Source organism: Bacteroides faecium (assembly GCF_012113595.1).
Taxonomy (GTDB): domain Bacteria; phylum Bacteroidota; class Bacteroidia; order Bacteroidales; family Bacteroidaceae; genus Bacteroides; species Bacteroides faecium.
The window spans coordinates 4611733-4628419 of the sequence record NZ_CP050831.1; the positions used below are offsets into that span (position 1 = coordinate 4611733).

Sequence of the window (16687 nt, forward strand, 5' to 3'; positions counted from 1 at the left end):
GTTTAAAATAAATAATTCTTCTTTAATTAGGCATGGATTACGCGGATTTCACGGTTTTCTGAAATATGGTTGTACAAAGCAACCGCGTATTCCGTGTAATCCGTGCCTAAAAATAATATTATCCATTTCTGAATTCCAATGGCGTCATTCCAACATATCGTCTGAAATATTTGCCGAAGAAAGAAGCACTGGGAAAATTCAGCGAATAAGCAATTTCCTGGATAGTCATATTCGTACCCTTCAATTTAGCTTTGGCATCCATGATAACGATATAAGCAATCGTATCCAATACACTTTTCCCTGTCACTTGTCTCACCGTAGTACTCAGATGTTGGAGAGATACCCCCAACTTGTCCGCGTAGAACTGCGCACGGCGTTCGTTCTTATAATTCTCGGTGACAGATTGAATCAGTTCCCGACATATTTCCTTTTTACGGTTTGAGCTACTGCTCTCTCCCGGATAATTATGATATATCAGCCGTATGCTTGTCAGGATAGTCTGAAGTGCCAATTCTACCAATTCAGGGTCCATATCAAAGTTCTCATTGCAACTGGCACGTGCCAGCAGGGCGAAATAATCTTTCAGATAACCGGCTACTTCCTCATTAAGAGGAACTACCGGTTGTTCGATAAGTTTAGGATAAGCATTGCCGATATTCTTCATCAGATTGATACGTCCGGCGCAATGAGCGGAGAAACCTGCGAAGCAGAGACATACTTTTTCTGTTTTTTCCCGAAACTGGATGATAGTTCCCGGTAATAATGTTATCAAGTCATTGGGACGTATTTCATAATCAAGCAAGTTGATGGAAGCTTTCATTGAGCCTTCAGTACAAATGGCGACAATACATGCCTGCAACCGGCAAGATTGCTTATAAATATTCAGAATATCTTCCGTGACATTCATCCATGCTAATACTTCGGTAGGCAAGTCTACCTGTGGAAAGTCCATTTTCATAGTTGTGTTTGTTATATTGGGCCAACAAATGTACACATTTTCTTTTTATTTCTTACCTTTGTTTTTATGAAAACAGTTTTTGTCGATTGGAATTTGATACCGTATGCCGAAGCCTGGCAACGGCAGACGGAATGGTTTGACGGCGTTGTCCGTGCAAAAGCACAGGATGAAACCTATGAGAACCGTATCATCATGTGTGAGCATCCCCATGTCTATACTTTGGGACGTAGCGGGAAAGAAAATAATATGTTGCTAAGTGACGAACAGTTGAAAGCGATTGATGCGACCCTTTACCACATAGACAGGGGAGGAGACATCACTTATCACGGTCCGGGGCAATTAGTGTGCTATCCGATACTGAATCTTGAAGAATTTGAATTAGGACTGAAAGAGTACGTCCATCTATTGGAAGAAGCTGTGATACGTGTCTGTGCATCTTACGGCATTGAAGCGGGACGACTGGAGAAAGCAACAGGCGTCTGGCTGGAAGGTGATACACCCCGTGCCCGTAAGATATGTGCGATAGGAGTAAGAAGCAGCCACTATGTCACCATGCACGGACTGGCTTTGAATGTAAATACGGATTTGCGGTATTTCAGCTATATCCACCCTTGCGGATTTATAGATAAAGGCGTCACTTCACTTCGTCAGGAACTGAAGCACGATGTGCCGATGGACGAAGTGAAGCAACGTCTCGAAGAAGAACTTAGAAAACTATTCCGACTCCCAGTTGCCAAGTATGGTGCATAAAGGAATCCTTATCCGCCAGTGCGTGAGAGAAATCAACGCGGATGGGCCAAAAATTGATTCCACAGCCTAAAGTACCATAGTTGCCCATGCCTTTGTCTTTGTCTTCAAAATGATATCCGGCACGGACTACTGCATATTTCAGGAAATTGTATTCGGCTCCTACGCTTGTCTGCAAATGTCGGATCTCGGAAGGAAGCAAATAATTGAAGTCAAGTGCTACCTGCAAACGGTTCTCCATGCTGAATGGCAGGTCGATTGCTCCCCCTAATCCCAACTTGGCGGGAAGTTTATAACCATCCAACTTTTTCCCTATATTAGCAGCCTGGAAACCGATGCTCCATGATGCCATTTCGTCGAGAAGAGCCATATTGCGGTGGTATGTAGCCCCAAAATCCAGACAAACGGAATTTTTACTGTCTGCACTTTGCCAGGATTTGGATTGCAAATATCTGAGTGTTAAGGAGAGAGACAGGTTTTTTGCTACATTTCTAAAATATCCGGCTTCCAAATCCCATATATAAGGACGAAAACCGATATTAGGTCCCCCGTCCACTTCTTGCTTCGGGCTTCTGAAGTGGCGGAAGCCTACCATAAATCCGTGCTTTCCTTCTCTTCCGATTTTATAGAAGATAGACGCGCTGTGCAACGCATAATCTTTATTCAAGTCAGCGTATGAATAACTTGTCCCCATTGTTTCCATAGAAAAGGCGAGGGTAGAAGCATTATGAAAGATTGCTGTACTTCCGTTGTCGGTGATAGCTAATCCTGTACCTGCCATACCCGCCGATTGGGCATCCGGAGTAAGTTCCAAAAAATAGGCACTTGGAGTTAATTCCAAGAGGTAAGTGCTTGCCCTATCTTGTGCTCCCGCTAGGACTGGGAAGATGCACGAGACGAGAAGGAAATGTTTTACTCGTTTCATAATCAGTTATTTTTAATGTGCGACATTCGAACGACACGTATGCCTGTCCACGATTTATTATTGTTGAGCATATGCCTGAGAGGCGTATCGCTGACAACCACTTTCCCTAATGTAGAAGAAGCGTGCAGCAGATGCAACTTTCCATTTATATATTCTGCTATTCCTACGTGAGCAATGTCCAGTCCGGGCAACTTTGTTGTGATAGCAATAATATCTCCATCCATAATCCACGGCAATCCGTTTTCCGGCAATTGGTTTTTCGGCAGCCAATGTACTATTTTTCCTGATAAAACTTTCTCATATTCAGCCATCCGTAACACATTTTCCGGCGAATCAGCCAATTTCTTGTATTGTTTGGGATGGGTGGACATGTATGAAAGGGACAATTTCATTGTAGGCGTACTGTTCCTGGCAGTGATATCTGTAAGGAAACCGTGCCGGACACCGTTATCAATCCAGTCGGAAGTATAATGCAACCGCGAGGGATAACCGTCGATGATACCATCACGATACCGTATCTTTTGCAGATTTTCTGTAAAAGAAGGACTGATAGCCTGCGCCAACGTATATTCCACAAAAGTGAGACAATCTACCGCATCGGTTCGGACAACCAGTTTTTCTTCTCCGTCCCGGTCTAAGGTATTGGCTACATATTTTGTCCCTAAATAAGACTTCCCGATTCGCAGCATATCGCCGGAGTCCTGCGGAGCAAGCTCCGCAGACTGTTCCTGTGCAAAGGTCATTACACTGACAAGCGATACTATGACGGATAAAAGTCTCCTCATACTATTTATTTAACTTTCATTGAAGCCTTGATAAAGTAAAGAATCAGCAACGCATATGCTCCTAATGCTAACACTTCCGACCAGGTATTGTTCAGCCATGCTTCATTCACCAGGTTGACTCCGCCGAAGCGCATAGCAGCACTGATAACACCCATCAATGCACCACCGGCAATGAAACCGGAAGCCAGCAATGTTCCTTTTTCTCCTCTTTCCGTATTCAGTGCTGCATCTTTGCTGCGGGTTGTAACAAACCAATTGACAGCTCCACCTACTACCAACGGCACATTCAGTTCCAACGGAATAAACATACCCAATGCGAAAGCTAATGCAGGAATTTTACAAAGAGTCAGAATAATAGCTAAGACAGCACCGATGCCATATAGCAGCCAGGGTGCACCTACACCGCTCATCAACGGTTCGATAACGGCTGCCATCGCGTTAGCTTGTGGAGCAGCCAGTGTACCGCTTGTAAATCCGTATGTCTTGTTGAGGATAATCATCACACCGCCTACGGTTGCAGCCGATACGATGGTTCCCAGGAACTTCCATGTCTCCTGTTTGGCAGGAGTACTTCCCAACCAATAACCGATTTTCAAGTCAGTGATGAAACCACCCGCCATTGAAAGTGCGGTACATACTACGCCACCCATCACCAATGCGGCAACCATACCCGAAGGGCCTTTCAGACCGACAGCCACCATCACTACGGAAGCTAGAATCAGTGTCATCAAAGTCATTCCCGATACAGGATTCGTACCTACGATGGCAATCGCATTGGCAGCTACTGTGGTAAACAGAAAAGAAATGCCTGCTACCAGGACAATCGCTACTACTGTATGCAACAGATCACCCTGCATTACATCAAAGTAGAAGAACAGTGCAATCAATATCAACGTGATGACAGAACCTATTGCGATAATCTTCATTGAAAGGTCACGTTGCGTACGCATAACGCTTTTTTCTACATTACCCTTGCCACCCATTTCCTTAGCAGCCAGTCCGACAGCACTTTTAATAATGCCCCAGGAACGGATGATACCAATCACGCCCGCCATAGCGATACCGCCGATACCGATACTCTTCGCATAATATTTGAAAATCTCTTCCGGGCTCATCATTCCTACGGTAGTCGTAATTTCGGGATTCCATGCATTCAGCACACTGTCTCCCCAAATAGCAGACATTCCCGGAATGATAATCCACCATACAGCCAGTGAACCGGCACAAATGATAGAAGCATATTTCAATCCGACGATGTATCCCAAACCCAGTACGGCAGCACCTGTATTCACCTTAAATACCAGTTTCGCCTTTTCTGCCAACATCTCTCCGGCGCTGCATACACGCGTCGTGAAATTCTCGTTCCACCAGCCGAATGTAGCTACGATAAAGTCATACAATCCGCCAATCATACCCGCCATCAATAACGGTTTGGCCTGGCTTCCGCCTTTCTCGCCGGAAATTAATACCTGTGTGGTAGCTGTTGCTTCCGGGAAAGGATATTTGCCATGCATATCACTGACGAAATATTTCCGGAAAGGAATCAGGAATAGAATACCCAATACACCACCCAGCAGAGAACTGATGAACACCTGCATGAAAGTAACTGTCATCTCAGGATATTTAGCCTGAAGAATATAAAGAGCGGGAAGGGTAAAGATAGCTCCTGCTACAATCACTCCCGAGCAAGCTCCGATAGACTGGATAATTACATTTTCTCCCAACGCATTTTTTCTCTTGGCTGCTCCTGATACACCTACCGCGATAATCGCAATCGGAATAGCAGCTTCGAATACTTGCCCCACCTTCAAGCCCAGATAGGCTGCGGCGGCGGAGAAAAGGATTGCCATGGCGATACCCCATGCTACTGACCAGAAATTAACTTCCGGGTAATTTTTCGAGGGACTCATCAACGGGTTGTATACTTCCCCTGGTTTCAACTCTCTGAACGCATTCTCGGGCAGCCCGGTGAATTTGTCTTCTTCTTGTTTCATAGTTTTATAATTTGCTAATGTGTCAATTTACATTTCCGTCCTCAAAGTAAACAAAAAAAAAGGAGAACCGAAAGATTCTCCTTTATGTTATAGTCTATTTTTTCCTACTTTGCATCTTTTGCTTCCATATCACCCTCGATATACAGTCTTACCATCTCAGTTTTGGCATTGGTACGCAGGGTGATTGACTTCTTAAAGTGTCCCGGATATTTACCTGTTCCGTTGTAAGTCACCTTGATTGTGCCTTTTTTACCCGGCATAATCGGTTCTTTCGTATATTCGGGTACTGTACATCCGCAAGAAGCTACTGCCTGGTGAATTACCAAAGGAGCATCACCTATATTAGTGAAGGTAAACGTACAACTAACTACCGGACTGTTTTCTGAAAACTTGCCGAAATCGTGAGTTGTCTTGTCAAACTTAATGTCTGCATTTGTTTGCGCAAATGCAAAACTTACACCCATAACTAATAAGGTCATTAAAAAAAGTATCTTTTTCATTTTTCCTTCTCTTTATTGATTACAAGTGCCAAAGGTAATGCTTTTTCCCCTAAAATATACTCAATGGAGTGCGAAATAGTATTAAACGCCTTGATTTTGCTATTTGGTGAGTTGGAATCCCAACATCATTCCGTCATAGTTGTCGGCCAGCGAACTAACTGTTTTCAGTGCGGTGCTGTTGCTCTTACTACCGATAAAAGCCATCAGTTTCAGCAACTTGTCCGAGTTGAACAGTAGTTCCAGTGAGTTGGAACTGCAATTCACTTTTGCGTGCAGATTCAGTAGCTTCAGATATTTCAGGTCTACCTGTTTGGTGGAAGCATTGTAGGAGTAAGTGCCATTCAGCTTTTTCTTTCCTACTGTACTGGTGAAAGTGCTGTCGGCATTGAAGGTAAAGCTCATCTGTCCGTCTTTGATACCGATTTTGCTCAACTGTTCGTTCAGTTTGTTTTCCGCCATGGTAGCTGCGGCAGCTCCGCCTGCTTTCATCAACAGGTTGTCCGATTCGAACTCGACGGCAGAACCTTGATAATTCCATGTTCCGGTCATGTCGATAGTTTCGGCAGTTCCGGTAATGGCGTTTACTACTTTTGAAATGTTGTCCTTATTGAATAAGTCCGACCATGATTGTGCTTGGCTGTTAGTAGCCGTCAGCATAAATGCTGCCATAAAGGCAATTGATAAAAAACTCTTTTTCATTTTCATTCTCTTTTTCATTGATTGATACTCTTGTTTATGTTTTCTATGTAGTCAAGTATTTCTTTACGTCCTGTGCGGTCTTCCGAAGAAGAAATAAAATAAGGCGGGAGTTCTTCCCATTGCTTTCTTAATTCGCGCAGATATGAATTGATATTCATTTTCAGGCGTCCGCCTTTGAGCTTGTCCGCCTTGGTGAAGATGATGGCGAAAGGAATACCGTTTTCGCCCAGCCATTCCATAAATTCCAGGTCTATCTTTTGCGGTTCGAGACGGCTGTCTATCAAGACAAACAGGTTTGTCATCTGCTCCCGTTCCAGAATGTAGTCTTCGATGATGGTACGTATCTGGTCTTTGCCTTTCTGGCCGCGTCGGGCATAGCCATATCCCGGAAGGTCGACAATATACCAGTTCTTATTAATCAGAAAGTGATTGATAAGCATCGTCTTTCCCGGTGTGGCGGAAGTCATAGCCAAGCCTTTGCGGTTGGTCAGCATATTGATAAGGCTGGACTTGCCCACGTTGGAACGGCCGATAAAGGCATATTCGGGGAAAATACCTGCCGGACATTTCTTCACGTCCGTGTTACTAATCACAAATTCTGCACTTGATATTTCCATATTTTTGTCATTTATTTCTTCGTTCTATTATTTATAATAAACTCGTTCATCGTTTATAATAAACTATCGCGTCGTTTATAATAAACTCTGCCATTATTTATTATAAACGCTGCAATACTTGTTTTCATGGTACTTTCAGCGTTTTCTCTTTTCCAGACATCAACATTAACCCTGCAAAGGTAAGTGTTCCATTTAATATTAGCAATTCATAACCGAATTTATATCCGGTTTCTTTGGCTATCCACCAATCCAAGGCATAGCAGAGCAGTGGAGAGGCGATGGCTATGAACGGAACAAAGCGGTCGTTAGTCTGCCTGCGCGTGAACAGTCCGAAAGCAAACATTCCGAGCAGCGGCCCGTACGTATAGGAAGCGATGATGTAGATAGCATCAATTACACTTTTATTATTCAGGATTTCGACCAGGCAAATGAAGAAAGCCAGCAGAGCCGAAAGGGATAGATGTACTTTGTTTCTTTTGCGGCGTGCCACTTCTTCGGTATCCTTTTCAGTATCCAGCAGGTCGACGCATACGCTCGTTGTCATTGCTGTCAGGGCGGAGTCCGAATTGCTGAAAGCGGCTGCAATGATTCCGATTGTAAAGAGTATCAGTACGGATTGTCCCAAATAACCTTGTGTAGCGAACATCGGCAGAATATCATCGTTCATGGCAGGTAACTCCAGTTGCATTTGTCCGGCCAGTGTTATCAGCAGAATTCCCAAACACAGGAAAAGAAAGTTCAGCGGGATGAATGAGAATCCGTAACAATACATATTCTTTTGCGCTTCGCGCAGATTGCGGCAGGAAAGATTCTTCTGCATCATGTCCTGGTCAAGTCCGGTCATCACAATTACAATGAAGATACCGCTGAAGAATTGCTTGAAGAAGTTTTGTCGGGACACCCAGTCGTCAAGTACGAAAATCCGGCTGTATTCGCTGTTCTGAACGGTCCGGACAATACCGCTGAAATTCAAGTCCAATTTCTGAATCGTGAAATAAATGATGAAAATCAGCGCGGCAATCAAGCAGAAAGTTTGTAAGGTATCTGTCCATACAATGGTTTTTATTCCGCTTTTATGAGTGTATATCCATACCAATGCCACCGAGCCGACGGCAATCGCCCAAAAAGGAACATGCATTTCCTGAAATACATAGGTATGGAGAATCAGGCAGACCAGATAGAGCTTTGCGGCCGTTCCCAGCATACGTGATAACAGAAAGAAAAAAGAACCCGTGCGATAGGCGCGTGTTCCGATGCGTGTGCCGAGATAGCCGTATATGCTTGTCAGATTGAGCTTATAATATAAAGGAAGAAGTATGTGTGCCACTACCATATATCCGAAGAAGAATCCGAATACCGTTTGCATGTAGGTCATATCCATTCCGCGTACCATGCCCGGGACGGAGACAAAAGTAACCCCGGATATAGAAGCGCCAATCATTCCGAAGGAGACTACATACCAGGGCGATTTGTTCTCTCCCTTGAAGAACGCTGCATTCGAACCGCCTTTGCGTCCGGTGATACGGGCTATTAATAATAATACCGCAAAGTAGCATATAATAGTAATAAGTATCATCATAACGGCTGCAAAGGTAGTATTTTTTGCAGGTATTAAAACAATAATCTGTATCTTTGCGCCAAAATATCGATAGAATAGTAATTATTATCTATGAACCAACAATATCCTTCCGTACTGCTTGAAAAGGCAGTCGGCGAATTTTCAAAACTTCCGGGCATCGGGCGTAAGACGGCTATGCGGCTTGTCCTGCATCTGCTCCGCCAGGATTCGGCTACTGTGGAAGCGTTCGGAAGTTCCATTATCACCCTGAAACGTGAGGTGAAATATTGCAAAGTATGCCATAATATATCCGATACCGAAACTTGTCAGATTTGCGCCAATCCGCAACGGGACGCATCTACTGTTTGTGTGGTGGAAAATATCCGTGACGTGATGGCGGTAGAAGCAACCCAGCAATACAGGGGGCTGTATCATGTCCTGGGCGGCGTCATTTCTCCGATGGATGGGGTAGGGCCGAGCGACCTGCAAATTGAGAGTCTCGTGCAACGAGTATCCGAAGGGGGCATCAAAGAAGTTATCCTGGCCTTGAGTACTACAATGGAAGGGGATACCACGAACTTTTATATCTACCGCAAACTGGATAAACTGGGAGTCAAACTGAGTGTGATTGCCCGGGGTATATCCGTTGGCGACGAACTGGAATATGCCGATGAGGTAACTTTGGGACGTAGCATTGTGAACCGTACCGTTTTCACCGGAACTATATAATCAAATCATCTTTAGAATTTAGAACGAACATGGAAGAACAGATAAAGCGCGCTGTCAGAAACTTGAATATCAGTTATGTTTTCTTTTGGGTGCTCCCGGCATTTTTGCTTGGGGCAGGGGAGTTTGAACTCATTCCTGTAGGAATCCTTGAAGGGAATGTGCAATCTACTTATTACTTTGAAACGGCCGGTATCTTGCTGACAGCCTTGTGTATCCCTCTTTCTCTGAAACTATTCAGCCTTGTACTGAAAAAGAAGATAGACAACATGACCATTACGCTTGCACTGAAGCGTTATGTGCAAATGAGTATCGTCCGACTGGGAATACTCGAAATTGCTATCGTTGTAAATCTCCTGTGTTATTATCTGACGTTGAGCAGCACAGGCAATCTTTGTATGCTGATTGGACTGACGGCTTCTCTTTTCTGTCTGCCCAGTGAGAAAAAACTGCGTAACGAACTTCACATCGCAAAAGAAAAAGACCAATGAGAGCATCTTTCTTAATGAACGACCGCATCTATCTCCGTGCAGTAGAGCCGGAAGATATGGATATTATGTACGAGATGGAGAATGATCCTTCGATGTGGGATATCAGTAACTTTACAGTTCCTTATTCCCGCTACGTGCTGCGCCAGTATATCGAGGGATCGCAATGCGATGTATTTGCAGATAAGCAGCTTCGTCTGATGATTGTCGGCAAAGCCGATCATCGCATACTTGGTACGATTGATATTACGGATTTTGTTCCGCTCCATTCACGTGGAGAAGTGGGAATTGCCATTCATAAAGACTATCGCCAACAAGGATATGCCACCGATGCATTGAAGTTACTTTGCGAATATGCTTTTGATTTCCTGTCTTTGAATCAGCTTTATGCACACGTGGCAGTAGACAACGAAGTCTGTATGAAACTATTTACATCTTGTGGTTTCGTTCAATGCGGATTATTAAAGAATTGGCTGCAGGTGGAAGGTTGCTACAAGGATGCGGCGCTTCTTCAGTGTCTGAATCCTAAGAAATAAGAAATGAAAGATTAGTTGAAAGTAGGCACTTGTGGGAAGCGTGACCACGTTTCATACTTGCTGCCTAGTTTCTCCAAGGCTTTCCGCCACATTTCTTTGGTGTTATCTTTCATCAGATAAGACTTCTCTTCTTCAGAAACCAGCCATGTGTTCTCTTTAATCTCATTGTATAATTGATCGCTTTCCCAACCGGAATACCCCAGGAAGAAACGAATGTGTTCATTTATTTCATTCCCCTGCAATATGTATTTCTTTATTTCGTCAAAGTTTCCATTCAGGTAAAGACCTTTGCTGATAGAGATAGAACCGGGAACTTCTGCTAATGTATGAAGATAAAATAAGGTATCGGTGGCAACAGGCCCGCCTTTATATAAAGGAATCTCATCGAGATACTTGAATTCCATGATAATATCATTAAGTAGAAGTGGCAATTGCTTGTTGATAACCAGCCCCATACTACCTTCATCCGTATGATCGACCAGCAATATTACAGACCTGCCGAATGTCGCGTCGCGTAAAAAAGGTTCGGATATTAAAATCTTTCCTCTTGACGGAAGCACATTATTCGATTGAATCTTAAATATATCAAGGTCTATGTTCATGCCACTAAAGTAATGAAAAAAACGGAATAACAATCGTTCTTTCCGTTTTTTTTCATTTTAAGTGTCGCTTTTATGAATATCTTCTGTAAAACGATCAGCCTACCGGATGATTTTCTGCAAATAGTTTCATCCTTTCGTCAAGCTGTGCGTATTGATGGTCTTTAATAAAAGAGGTACATGCCCGCAGACCTTCCTGATGGCTTCCTGTGGTAACTAGCGAGATGGCGCTTACACCATAATACATTAATTCCTTGGCCAATTCACCGCTAGTCATCCCCGGATATCCGATGGTAAAATAAAATCCATCTGCAATCGGGTCGCCCAAATCGTTGTCATATACCAAATGGAATCCATGACGAAGGAAAATATCTTTTAACTTCTTCGCTCTTTCACCATATATCTTCACTTCGTCGAGGAAGTTGTATTGTCCCTCATTGGCAGCTTTCAACATCGCGGCCATGGCGAATTGTGCAGAATGACTTGTTCCTGAAGAAAGCGCATAAAGTACCCGGTGGATAAAGACAGTGCCGAATGTACCGCCGCCATAACGCTTGGTCAGTCCCGGATAACTCCGGTGGTACAGCTTATCTGAAATACAGCTCACGCCGATGCGCTGTCCGGCATAACTGAATGCTTTGGAACCGGAAATCAGCAATACATAATTATCTGTATAGTGGGCAACCGATGGCTGGAACGGTGCCTGATACGGCTTACTCAAGTTCTGACGGAAATCCATGGCAAAATAGGCCAAATCTTCCAAAACGATTACATCATATTGTGTAGCCAACTCACCGATGATTCTCAATTCCTCGTCTTTCAGACAAATCCAACTGGGATTATTCGGATTCGAATAGATAATCGCCGATATATTTCCTTTCTTCAGATAGCTTTCCAGTTTTTCCCTTAGCTTTTCACCCCGATAGTCATATACATCAAACGTCTCATATTTCTGTCCCATCACTACCAACTGCTGCTTCTGCACCGGAAAGCCCGGATCAATAAACAGAATGGTATCTTTCTTTTCATCACATTGGCTGCAAGTAAGGAAAGAAGCGAATGTTCCTTGCATGGAACCTGTCACGGGTACACATCCTTCCGGGCTCAAGTCTACATTAATAAACGCCTTGATAAAGTTGGAAGCTTCCTTTTTTAGCTCCGGCAACCCGTTGATATCAGGATATAAGCTGGCAATACCCTTCTGCAATGCCTCAATCTCAGCTTTGACTCCTACAGCGGATGGCGGAAGTCCCGGAACCCCCATTTCCATCTTGATAAATTCCACTCCCGATGCTGCTTCCGCTTTTGAAGCAATAGCTTTCACTTCCCGAATAGTCGCCTTAGAAAAATCGACAATTTGAAACTCATTGATGGTTTCATCAATCAGATGTCGCTCAATTGGTGTATTTTTCATTCTATTTTCTATTTTATGTAATAGCTGCAAATGTACACGATAATTCTTAATAAACCCACTTTTTCAGAAAAAAGATATGAAAGCTATTGCAGGTTTCAAAAAAATATCTACCTTTGCAACCGCAATCGAGAGAGATGCGATTTAAAAAGAAATTTTGGTGCGTTAGTTCAGTTGGTTAGAATACATGCCTGTCACGCATGGGGTCACGAGTTCGAGTCTCGTACGCACCGCTCGGTTATATTGCAAAATGAAGCAAAGCTCTGATTTTCAACGAAATCAGAGCTTTTTTATTGTTCTTACCGAGCAAAAAAGAGAGTAGAAATTAAGCTCAATGGTGGCTAATTCGGTGGCTTTTTTTGGAGGCATAAAAAAACCACCGAAAAGCTCGAAAAAAAAACACCGAATTGTTTCTAACTAACTGTTTATCATCGTTTTGCTGATAGTGTTTTAGTTTATGTTTGCTCCATTGTTCGAATTAGGTATTTGCCGATTCCTAAATTTCGATAGTTGGCATCTACCACTACATTTCCTATCGAAGAAGAAACTATTCACGTTGCGCTGGATGCAACCTGCCCGTATCGACCCTCGGATATATATCCCTGGCTGACATAACATCAGCCAGGGAACCAACAGACATAAAACCTGCCGTACTTTACACCGGCAGGACGAACATACTTTTTCTATTTATCAATTCTAATTCTTGCCACGCGTTACATCGTCTTGCATCTCTTATTTCTCATTTTCATTATGTTTATCTTTTAAATGTTGATACATATTAATAAGCATTACATTCCTCCGGGCGTCACGCTACCGTTTCCGAGGTCGGGAAGGGTGTAGGACTGGCCGTAGTAGTCGGAGGCACCGGTGGCGGTGCCGGTACCGAGCCGGGGCTTGAAAGTCCACGTGGCGCCGCCGCTCCGGGTGAGGGTGATGGAGGCGGGGGTGCCCTGGTTGTTCGCAACCGGGAGGAGGTAGATGTCACGGTCGGCGCTGGTGGCGTCGAGGTGGAGGGAGGTGCCGGCGGTTTCAATATCCGGGGAGTTATTACTCAGATGATACTTTGTCCAGTATTTGTAAGCATCCACCTGCAGGCTGCAGCCGGCGGGGAGGCGCAGGCGGGAGCACAGGTAGGTGAAGGAGAGCGTGATGGGTTGGCTGAAGCTGCTGGTAATGGAATTAGCCCCCATCACGGGGATGGCTTCGTCGCTGCCGGGGGCCGGGATGTGGATGTCCCCGTCCTTGTCCGGCCAGTCCTTGCCCACGTAGTAGGCGTAGATTCTTACATTATCGTATTCGGTGCTTCCATCGGGGTTGTCGTAAATCAGGGTGCGGTTGAATCCGGGGATATTGTTCACCTTGAGCGTGGCGGTTTCGTCCTCGTTGAGGTAGCGCCAGGCACCTCCGGTGTATTTCAGGGCGGAGTAGAAGACATTTTCTTCTTTACCTTTATGGAACGTGGCATACAGCCACACCACATCCCCCTCTTCCCACTTCGGCCCCTTGTCCGTCTGCACGGCGCGGGTTTCGGGCAGAGTGGTTCCGTCGGCGCGGGTCAGGGTGCCGTCGGTGAAGGCGGGCTTCGGGCCCACGGTGATGTTGAGCGAGTGGCGGCCGTCGGTAGGCGCTTCGTCGCCGGGGAGGTTGTCGGTGCAGCTCCATGCGCATAGGGCAGAGAGCATTAGTAAAAAGATGTTGCGTATCATATCGATCTATCGTTTTTTAGGTTTGTCATTTTCTTAGTCTTTAAGTTTATAGCTGGCGTCGGAGAATCCGGACTTTTTTCCTTTCCGGGATCTCCCGAAAGCAGGAATTTCATCATTGCCAGGCTTTCGGGTCTCCCACGACGAGCTACTTATTCTCGCCGTTCCACTCCATATAGGGAGCGGGCCAGAGGTCTTCGCCGTTGTTCCAGACAGAGTGGTCAAACACCCTTTCAACTATGCTGATGCCGTAGGCGGGCGTGGCGGAGGCATCGTAGATGGTGGTGGAGAAATTATAGCCCCACCAACTATCAGCTACTGTCTCTTTTATCTCCCCCTTTAACGGCGTTGTATTATAGGCAATATTATGATTCTCTGCCTCCAGCCCCGATGTCCCTTTGCCTCCGGCTCCCGCACCGAAACATTTCCTTACGGTGCTCGTTCCGCTGCTATAGCCGACAATGGCACCGGCAAACCCGGGTATGTTGCCTCCCGTCGTAGCCGTAGCAGTGCCCCGGGCGTAGCTATATTCGAGGTCTCCCAAAACGCTGTTATACCCCACCAGTCCGCCAGCATAGGCGTTCACGGCCTTCGTGCCCGTATGGGTGACCGTGACGTCGCCCGTTGCCTGGCACGCATAGATATCGATTTTGTATGATCTGTTATCGTTGCTTCCGTTGTATCCGGCTATCCCTCCGGCGCAGAGGGGCATCGAGAAGGTCGTCGTCCCCGTCCCGGTTAGGCTTACGTCGCCATCGGCCCGGCAGGCAAAGAGGATGTTATTACCATAGCTGCAGATACACCATCCTGCGATTCCTCCCACATGGACGAGGTTTGTCAGCGTCACATCCACCTTGATGTTTACCGTCGTATGGCAACGGTTGATGGAACAGCTATTAACATAGCCCACCAGCCCACCGACCAAAGCGGCATCGTTGGAATCGGTGGAGCCGGTGACTTCTATTGCCCCCTCCGCCGAGCAAAGGGTCACCGCTGCGCTTCTGACCAGGCCGGCGAGCCCGCCAGTGTATCTGCCGATCGTGCCCGTTATCTGCACATCCCGCAGGTGGATACCCGTCAGCAGGGCAGGCGAGTTGACAGAGCCGAAGAAACCGTTATAACTGTGGTTGGTCGTGATACGCAGCCCCGAGATAGTATAGCCGTTGCCGCAATAAATGCCTGTGTAGCTGTCGTTGCCTATCGGCACCCAGTCCGCCGCCAGCGCCCGCAGCGCGGCATCTTTAGACCCGGCCAGTTCCTGCAAGTCGATATCCGCCACTTGCAGGGCGTTGAGGTCAGTCTTTCCCGAGCCCGACGTCACTCCGTCGCCATTCACATCGCGGGCAAAGCGTGCGAGGTCTTCCGCGGTGCGTATCAGGCGGAACTCCTTGCCGTCGATCGTCGTGGTCAGGATGCCGTCCTGCCAGGGCACGTCGCTGTCGGTCACCGTCACTACCAGGCGGTTTTCCTCGACGGTCACGTTGTAGATGTATTCGTGTCCGCCTTCCAGCATGCTGCCGCTCTCCGCCGCATACCCCAGTTCAGTGCCGTTGGAGAGCCGGGCACTGATGAAGAGTTTGCCGCTCACGTCCTGCGGGGGCAGCAGGGCTTCGTAGGCCACAGCGTAGCCCGCGGGGGTGGCGGCACAACGGTGAGGGGTGACGGTTTGCGGTTGCAACTGATTCCCTCCGGTAGGGACATGGGCTGTCAATGTCCCGGTCTGGGGGTCGATGTCCGCTACTAGGAAGATATTCTTGTCGCCCAGCAGCACGGAGGCACCTGCCACTTCCTCGCTGGTGAGGGAGCCACCGGGGCGGAGGCGGACGACGACGCGCGTCATGCCGTGGCGGAAAGTGAGTGCGGGGTTGCCGCGGTCGAGCGACTGTGCGGCATAGACGTAATCACGTCCTTCATAATCTTTATCTTTACTCTGGTCTTTGGCGACAGCACATTGAAAAACATATCCTTCATTGACATCATACATGATAACTCCTGTGGGCCCGTAAGCAAGGACATCTTTTCCGGTTTCCCCGCTTTTCCACTCAGGAGGTGTGGGGTCGATGTTCAGGCTGGAAATACTGGGGTCATGTACAAAGCCGCCGTCGGCTGTGCGGTAAACGAAGACTTTCCGCTCGCCGTCTATGTGGACGAGAATCCAGTCGCCTTCCTCGAAGGTTCCGTCGGGGATGGCACGTGAAGTGGGAGCATTGCCGTTGTCGTGCCCTTCGCGTGCGGCGATGGTGGCGCCGAAGGTGACGGAGGTGCCGTCGCCGCCGGTAGGGTTTTCCGGCTCGTTGTCCGCGCTGCACCCGGTGAGGGCTGCCAGCGTTGCCGTCATCGTTATCGCCGTGGCAAGCCACAGGCGGATGCTGTGCCGCCGGATGGCTTTCGGGATGATATGGTTGTGTATCTTCATATTCTCTTATTCTTTTATTTCTTAT

17 protein-coding genes and 1 tRNA gene are annotated in these 16687 nt (G+C 46.4%); 5 read left to right on the plus strand and 13 right to left on the minus strand.

Annotated features, from left to right (window positions below):
- Positions 1-118: 118 nt before the first annotated feature.
- Entirely contained in the window at positions 119-958 is an 840-nt protein-coding gene (locus BacF7301_RS17080; protein ID WP_167964668.1) for a helix-turn-helix domain-containing protein, read from the minus strand.
- 66 nt (positions 959-1024) lie between these two features.
- Between BacF7301_RS17080 and lipB the strand changes: the two genes are divergently transcribed.
- Complete coding sequence (lipB, locus tag BacF7301_RS17085; protein WP_167964669.1) at positions 1025-1708, plus strand: lipoyl(octanoyl) transferase LipB; 684 nt, start codon at positions 1025-1027, stop codon at positions 1706-1708.
- Here lipB and BacF7301_RS17090 read toward each other — a convergent pair.
- The 7 genes from BacF7301_RS17090 to BacF7301_RS17120 all read right to left on the minus strand — a co-directional run bounded on the left by BacF7301_RS17090 (position 1665) and on the right by BacF7301_RS17120 (position 8804).
- Positions 1665-2630 (minus strand): PorV/PorQ family protein, encoded by a 966-nt coding sequence (locus tag BacF7301_RS17090; RefSeq protein ID WP_167964670.1) that lies wholly within the window; start codon positions 2628-2630, stop codon positions 1665-1667. The two genes, lipB and BacF7301_RS17090, sit on opposite strands and share 44 nt — an antisense overlap.
- 2 nt (positions 2631-2632) lie before the next feature.
- The gene (locus BacF7301_RS17095; RefSeq protein WP_369805502.1) at positions 2633-3415 is read right to left on the minus strand and encodes an N-acetylmuramoyl-L-alanine amidase-like domain-containing protein; all 783 of its coding nucleotides are present in this window, start codon (positions 3413-3415) and stop codon (positions 2633-2635) included.
- A 5-nt stretch (positions 3416-3420) separates the two neighbouring features.
- Complete coding sequence (locus tag BacF7301_RS17100; protein WP_167964671.1) at positions 3421-5409, minus strand: OPT family oligopeptide transporter; 1989 nt, start codon at positions 5407-5409, stop codon at positions 3421-3423.
- Positions 5410-5513: 104 nt separating this feature from the next.
- Positions 5514-5909 (minus strand): DUF1573 domain-containing protein, encoded by a 396-nt coding sequence (locus BacF7301_RS17105; RefSeq protein ID WP_022139787.1) that lies wholly within the window; start codon positions 5907-5909, stop codon positions 5514-5516.
- Between the two features lie 99 nt (positions 5910-6008).
- The gene (locus BacF7301_RS17110) at positions 6009-6608 is read right to left on the minus strand and encodes a DUF4923 family protein (RefSeq protein WP_167964672.1); all 600 of its coding nucleotides are present in this window, start codon (positions 6606-6608) and stop codon (positions 6009-6011) included.
- Positions 6609-6622: 14 nt separating this feature from the next.
- Positions 6623-7225 (minus strand): ribosome biogenesis GTP-binding protein YihA/YsxC, encoded by a 603-nt coding sequence (gene yihA, locus BacF7301_RS17115; protein WP_022139785.1) that lies wholly within the window; start codon positions 7223-7225, stop codon positions 6623-6625.
- 124 nt (positions 7226-7349) lie between these two features.
- A complete protein-coding gene (locus tag BacF7301_RS17120) occupies positions 7350-8804 on the minus strand; it encodes a sodium:solute symporter (protein WP_167964673.1) in 1455 nt (484 codons plus the stop codon).
- 90 nt (positions 8805-8894) lie between these two features.
- Here BacF7301_RS17120 and recR point away from each other — a divergent pair, with 90 nt between their 5' ends.
- From recR to BacF7301_RS17135, 3 genes are read left to right on the plus strand one after another with little or no spacing between them, the layout of a single operon-like run.
- Positions 8895-9512, plus strand: a complete 618-nt coding sequence (gene recR, locus BacF7301_RS17125) for a recombination mediator RecR (RefSeq protein ID WP_167964674.1) — start codon at positions 8895-8897, stop codon at positions 9510-9512.
- A gap of 29 nt (positions 9513-9541) precedes the next feature.
- The gene (locus BacF7301_RS17130) at positions 9542-10000 is read left to right on the plus strand and encodes a hypothetical protein (RefSeq protein ID WP_167964676.1); all 459 of its coding nucleotides are present in this window, start codon (positions 9542-9544) and stop codon (positions 9998-10000) included.
- Complete coding sequence (locus BacF7301_RS17135; RefSeq protein WP_167964678.1) at positions 9997-10533, plus strand: GNAT family N-acetyltransferase; 537 nt, start codon at positions 9997-9999, stop codon at positions 10531-10533. The genes BacF7301_RS17130 and BacF7301_RS17135 overlap by 4 nt, the downstream gene beginning before the upstream one ends.
- Positions 10534-10544: 11 nt before the next feature.
- Here the strand turns inward: BacF7301_RS17135 and BacF7301_RS17140 are convergent, their stop codons facing one another.
- Positions 10545-11135 carry a YqgE/AlgH family protein gene (locus BacF7301_RS17140; protein ID WP_167964680.1) on the minus strand — a complete coding sequence of 197 codons (591 nt, stop codon included), beginning with the start codon at positions 11133-11135 and terminating at the stop codon, positions 10545-10547.
- A 94-nt stretch (positions 11136-11229) separates the two neighbouring features.
- Entirely contained in the window at positions 11230-12546 is a 1317-nt protein-coding gene (locus BacF7301_RS17145) for a pyridoxal phosphate-dependent aminotransferase (protein WP_167964682.1), read from the minus strand.
- Positions 12547-12702: 156 nt separating this feature from the next.
- Here BacF7301_RS17145 and BacF7301_RS17150 point away from each other — a divergent pair.
- A tRNA-Asp gene (locus BacF7301_RS17150) sits at positions 12703-12776 on the plus strand.
- A 222-nt stretch (positions 12777-12998) separates the two neighbouring features.
- On the opposite strand, the gene BacF7301_RS26125 is transcribed toward BacF7301_RS17150, so the two are convergent.
- From BacF7301_RS26125 to BacF7301_RS17165, 3 genes are all read right to left on the minus strand, one after another.
- Positions 12999-13094 (minus strand): GNAT family N-acetyltransferase, encoded by a 96-nt coding sequence (locus BacF7301_RS26125; RefSeq protein ID WP_167967234.1) that lies wholly within the window; start codon positions 13092-13094, stop codon positions 12999-13001.
- A gap of 237 nt (positions 13095-13331) precedes the next feature.
- Positions 13332-14249 (minus strand): hypothetical protein, encoded by a 918-nt coding sequence (locus BacF7301_RS17160; protein ID WP_167964684.1) that lies wholly within the window; start codon positions 14247-14249, stop codon positions 13332-13334.
- 145 nt (positions 14250-14394) lie between these two features.
- The gene (locus tag BacF7301_RS17165) at positions 14395-16662 is read right to left on the minus strand and encodes a fimbrillin family protein (protein ID WP_167964686.1); all 2268 of its coding nucleotides are present in this window, start codon (positions 16660-16662) and stop codon (positions 14395-14397) included.
- Positions 16663-16687: the final 25 nt, after the last annotated feature.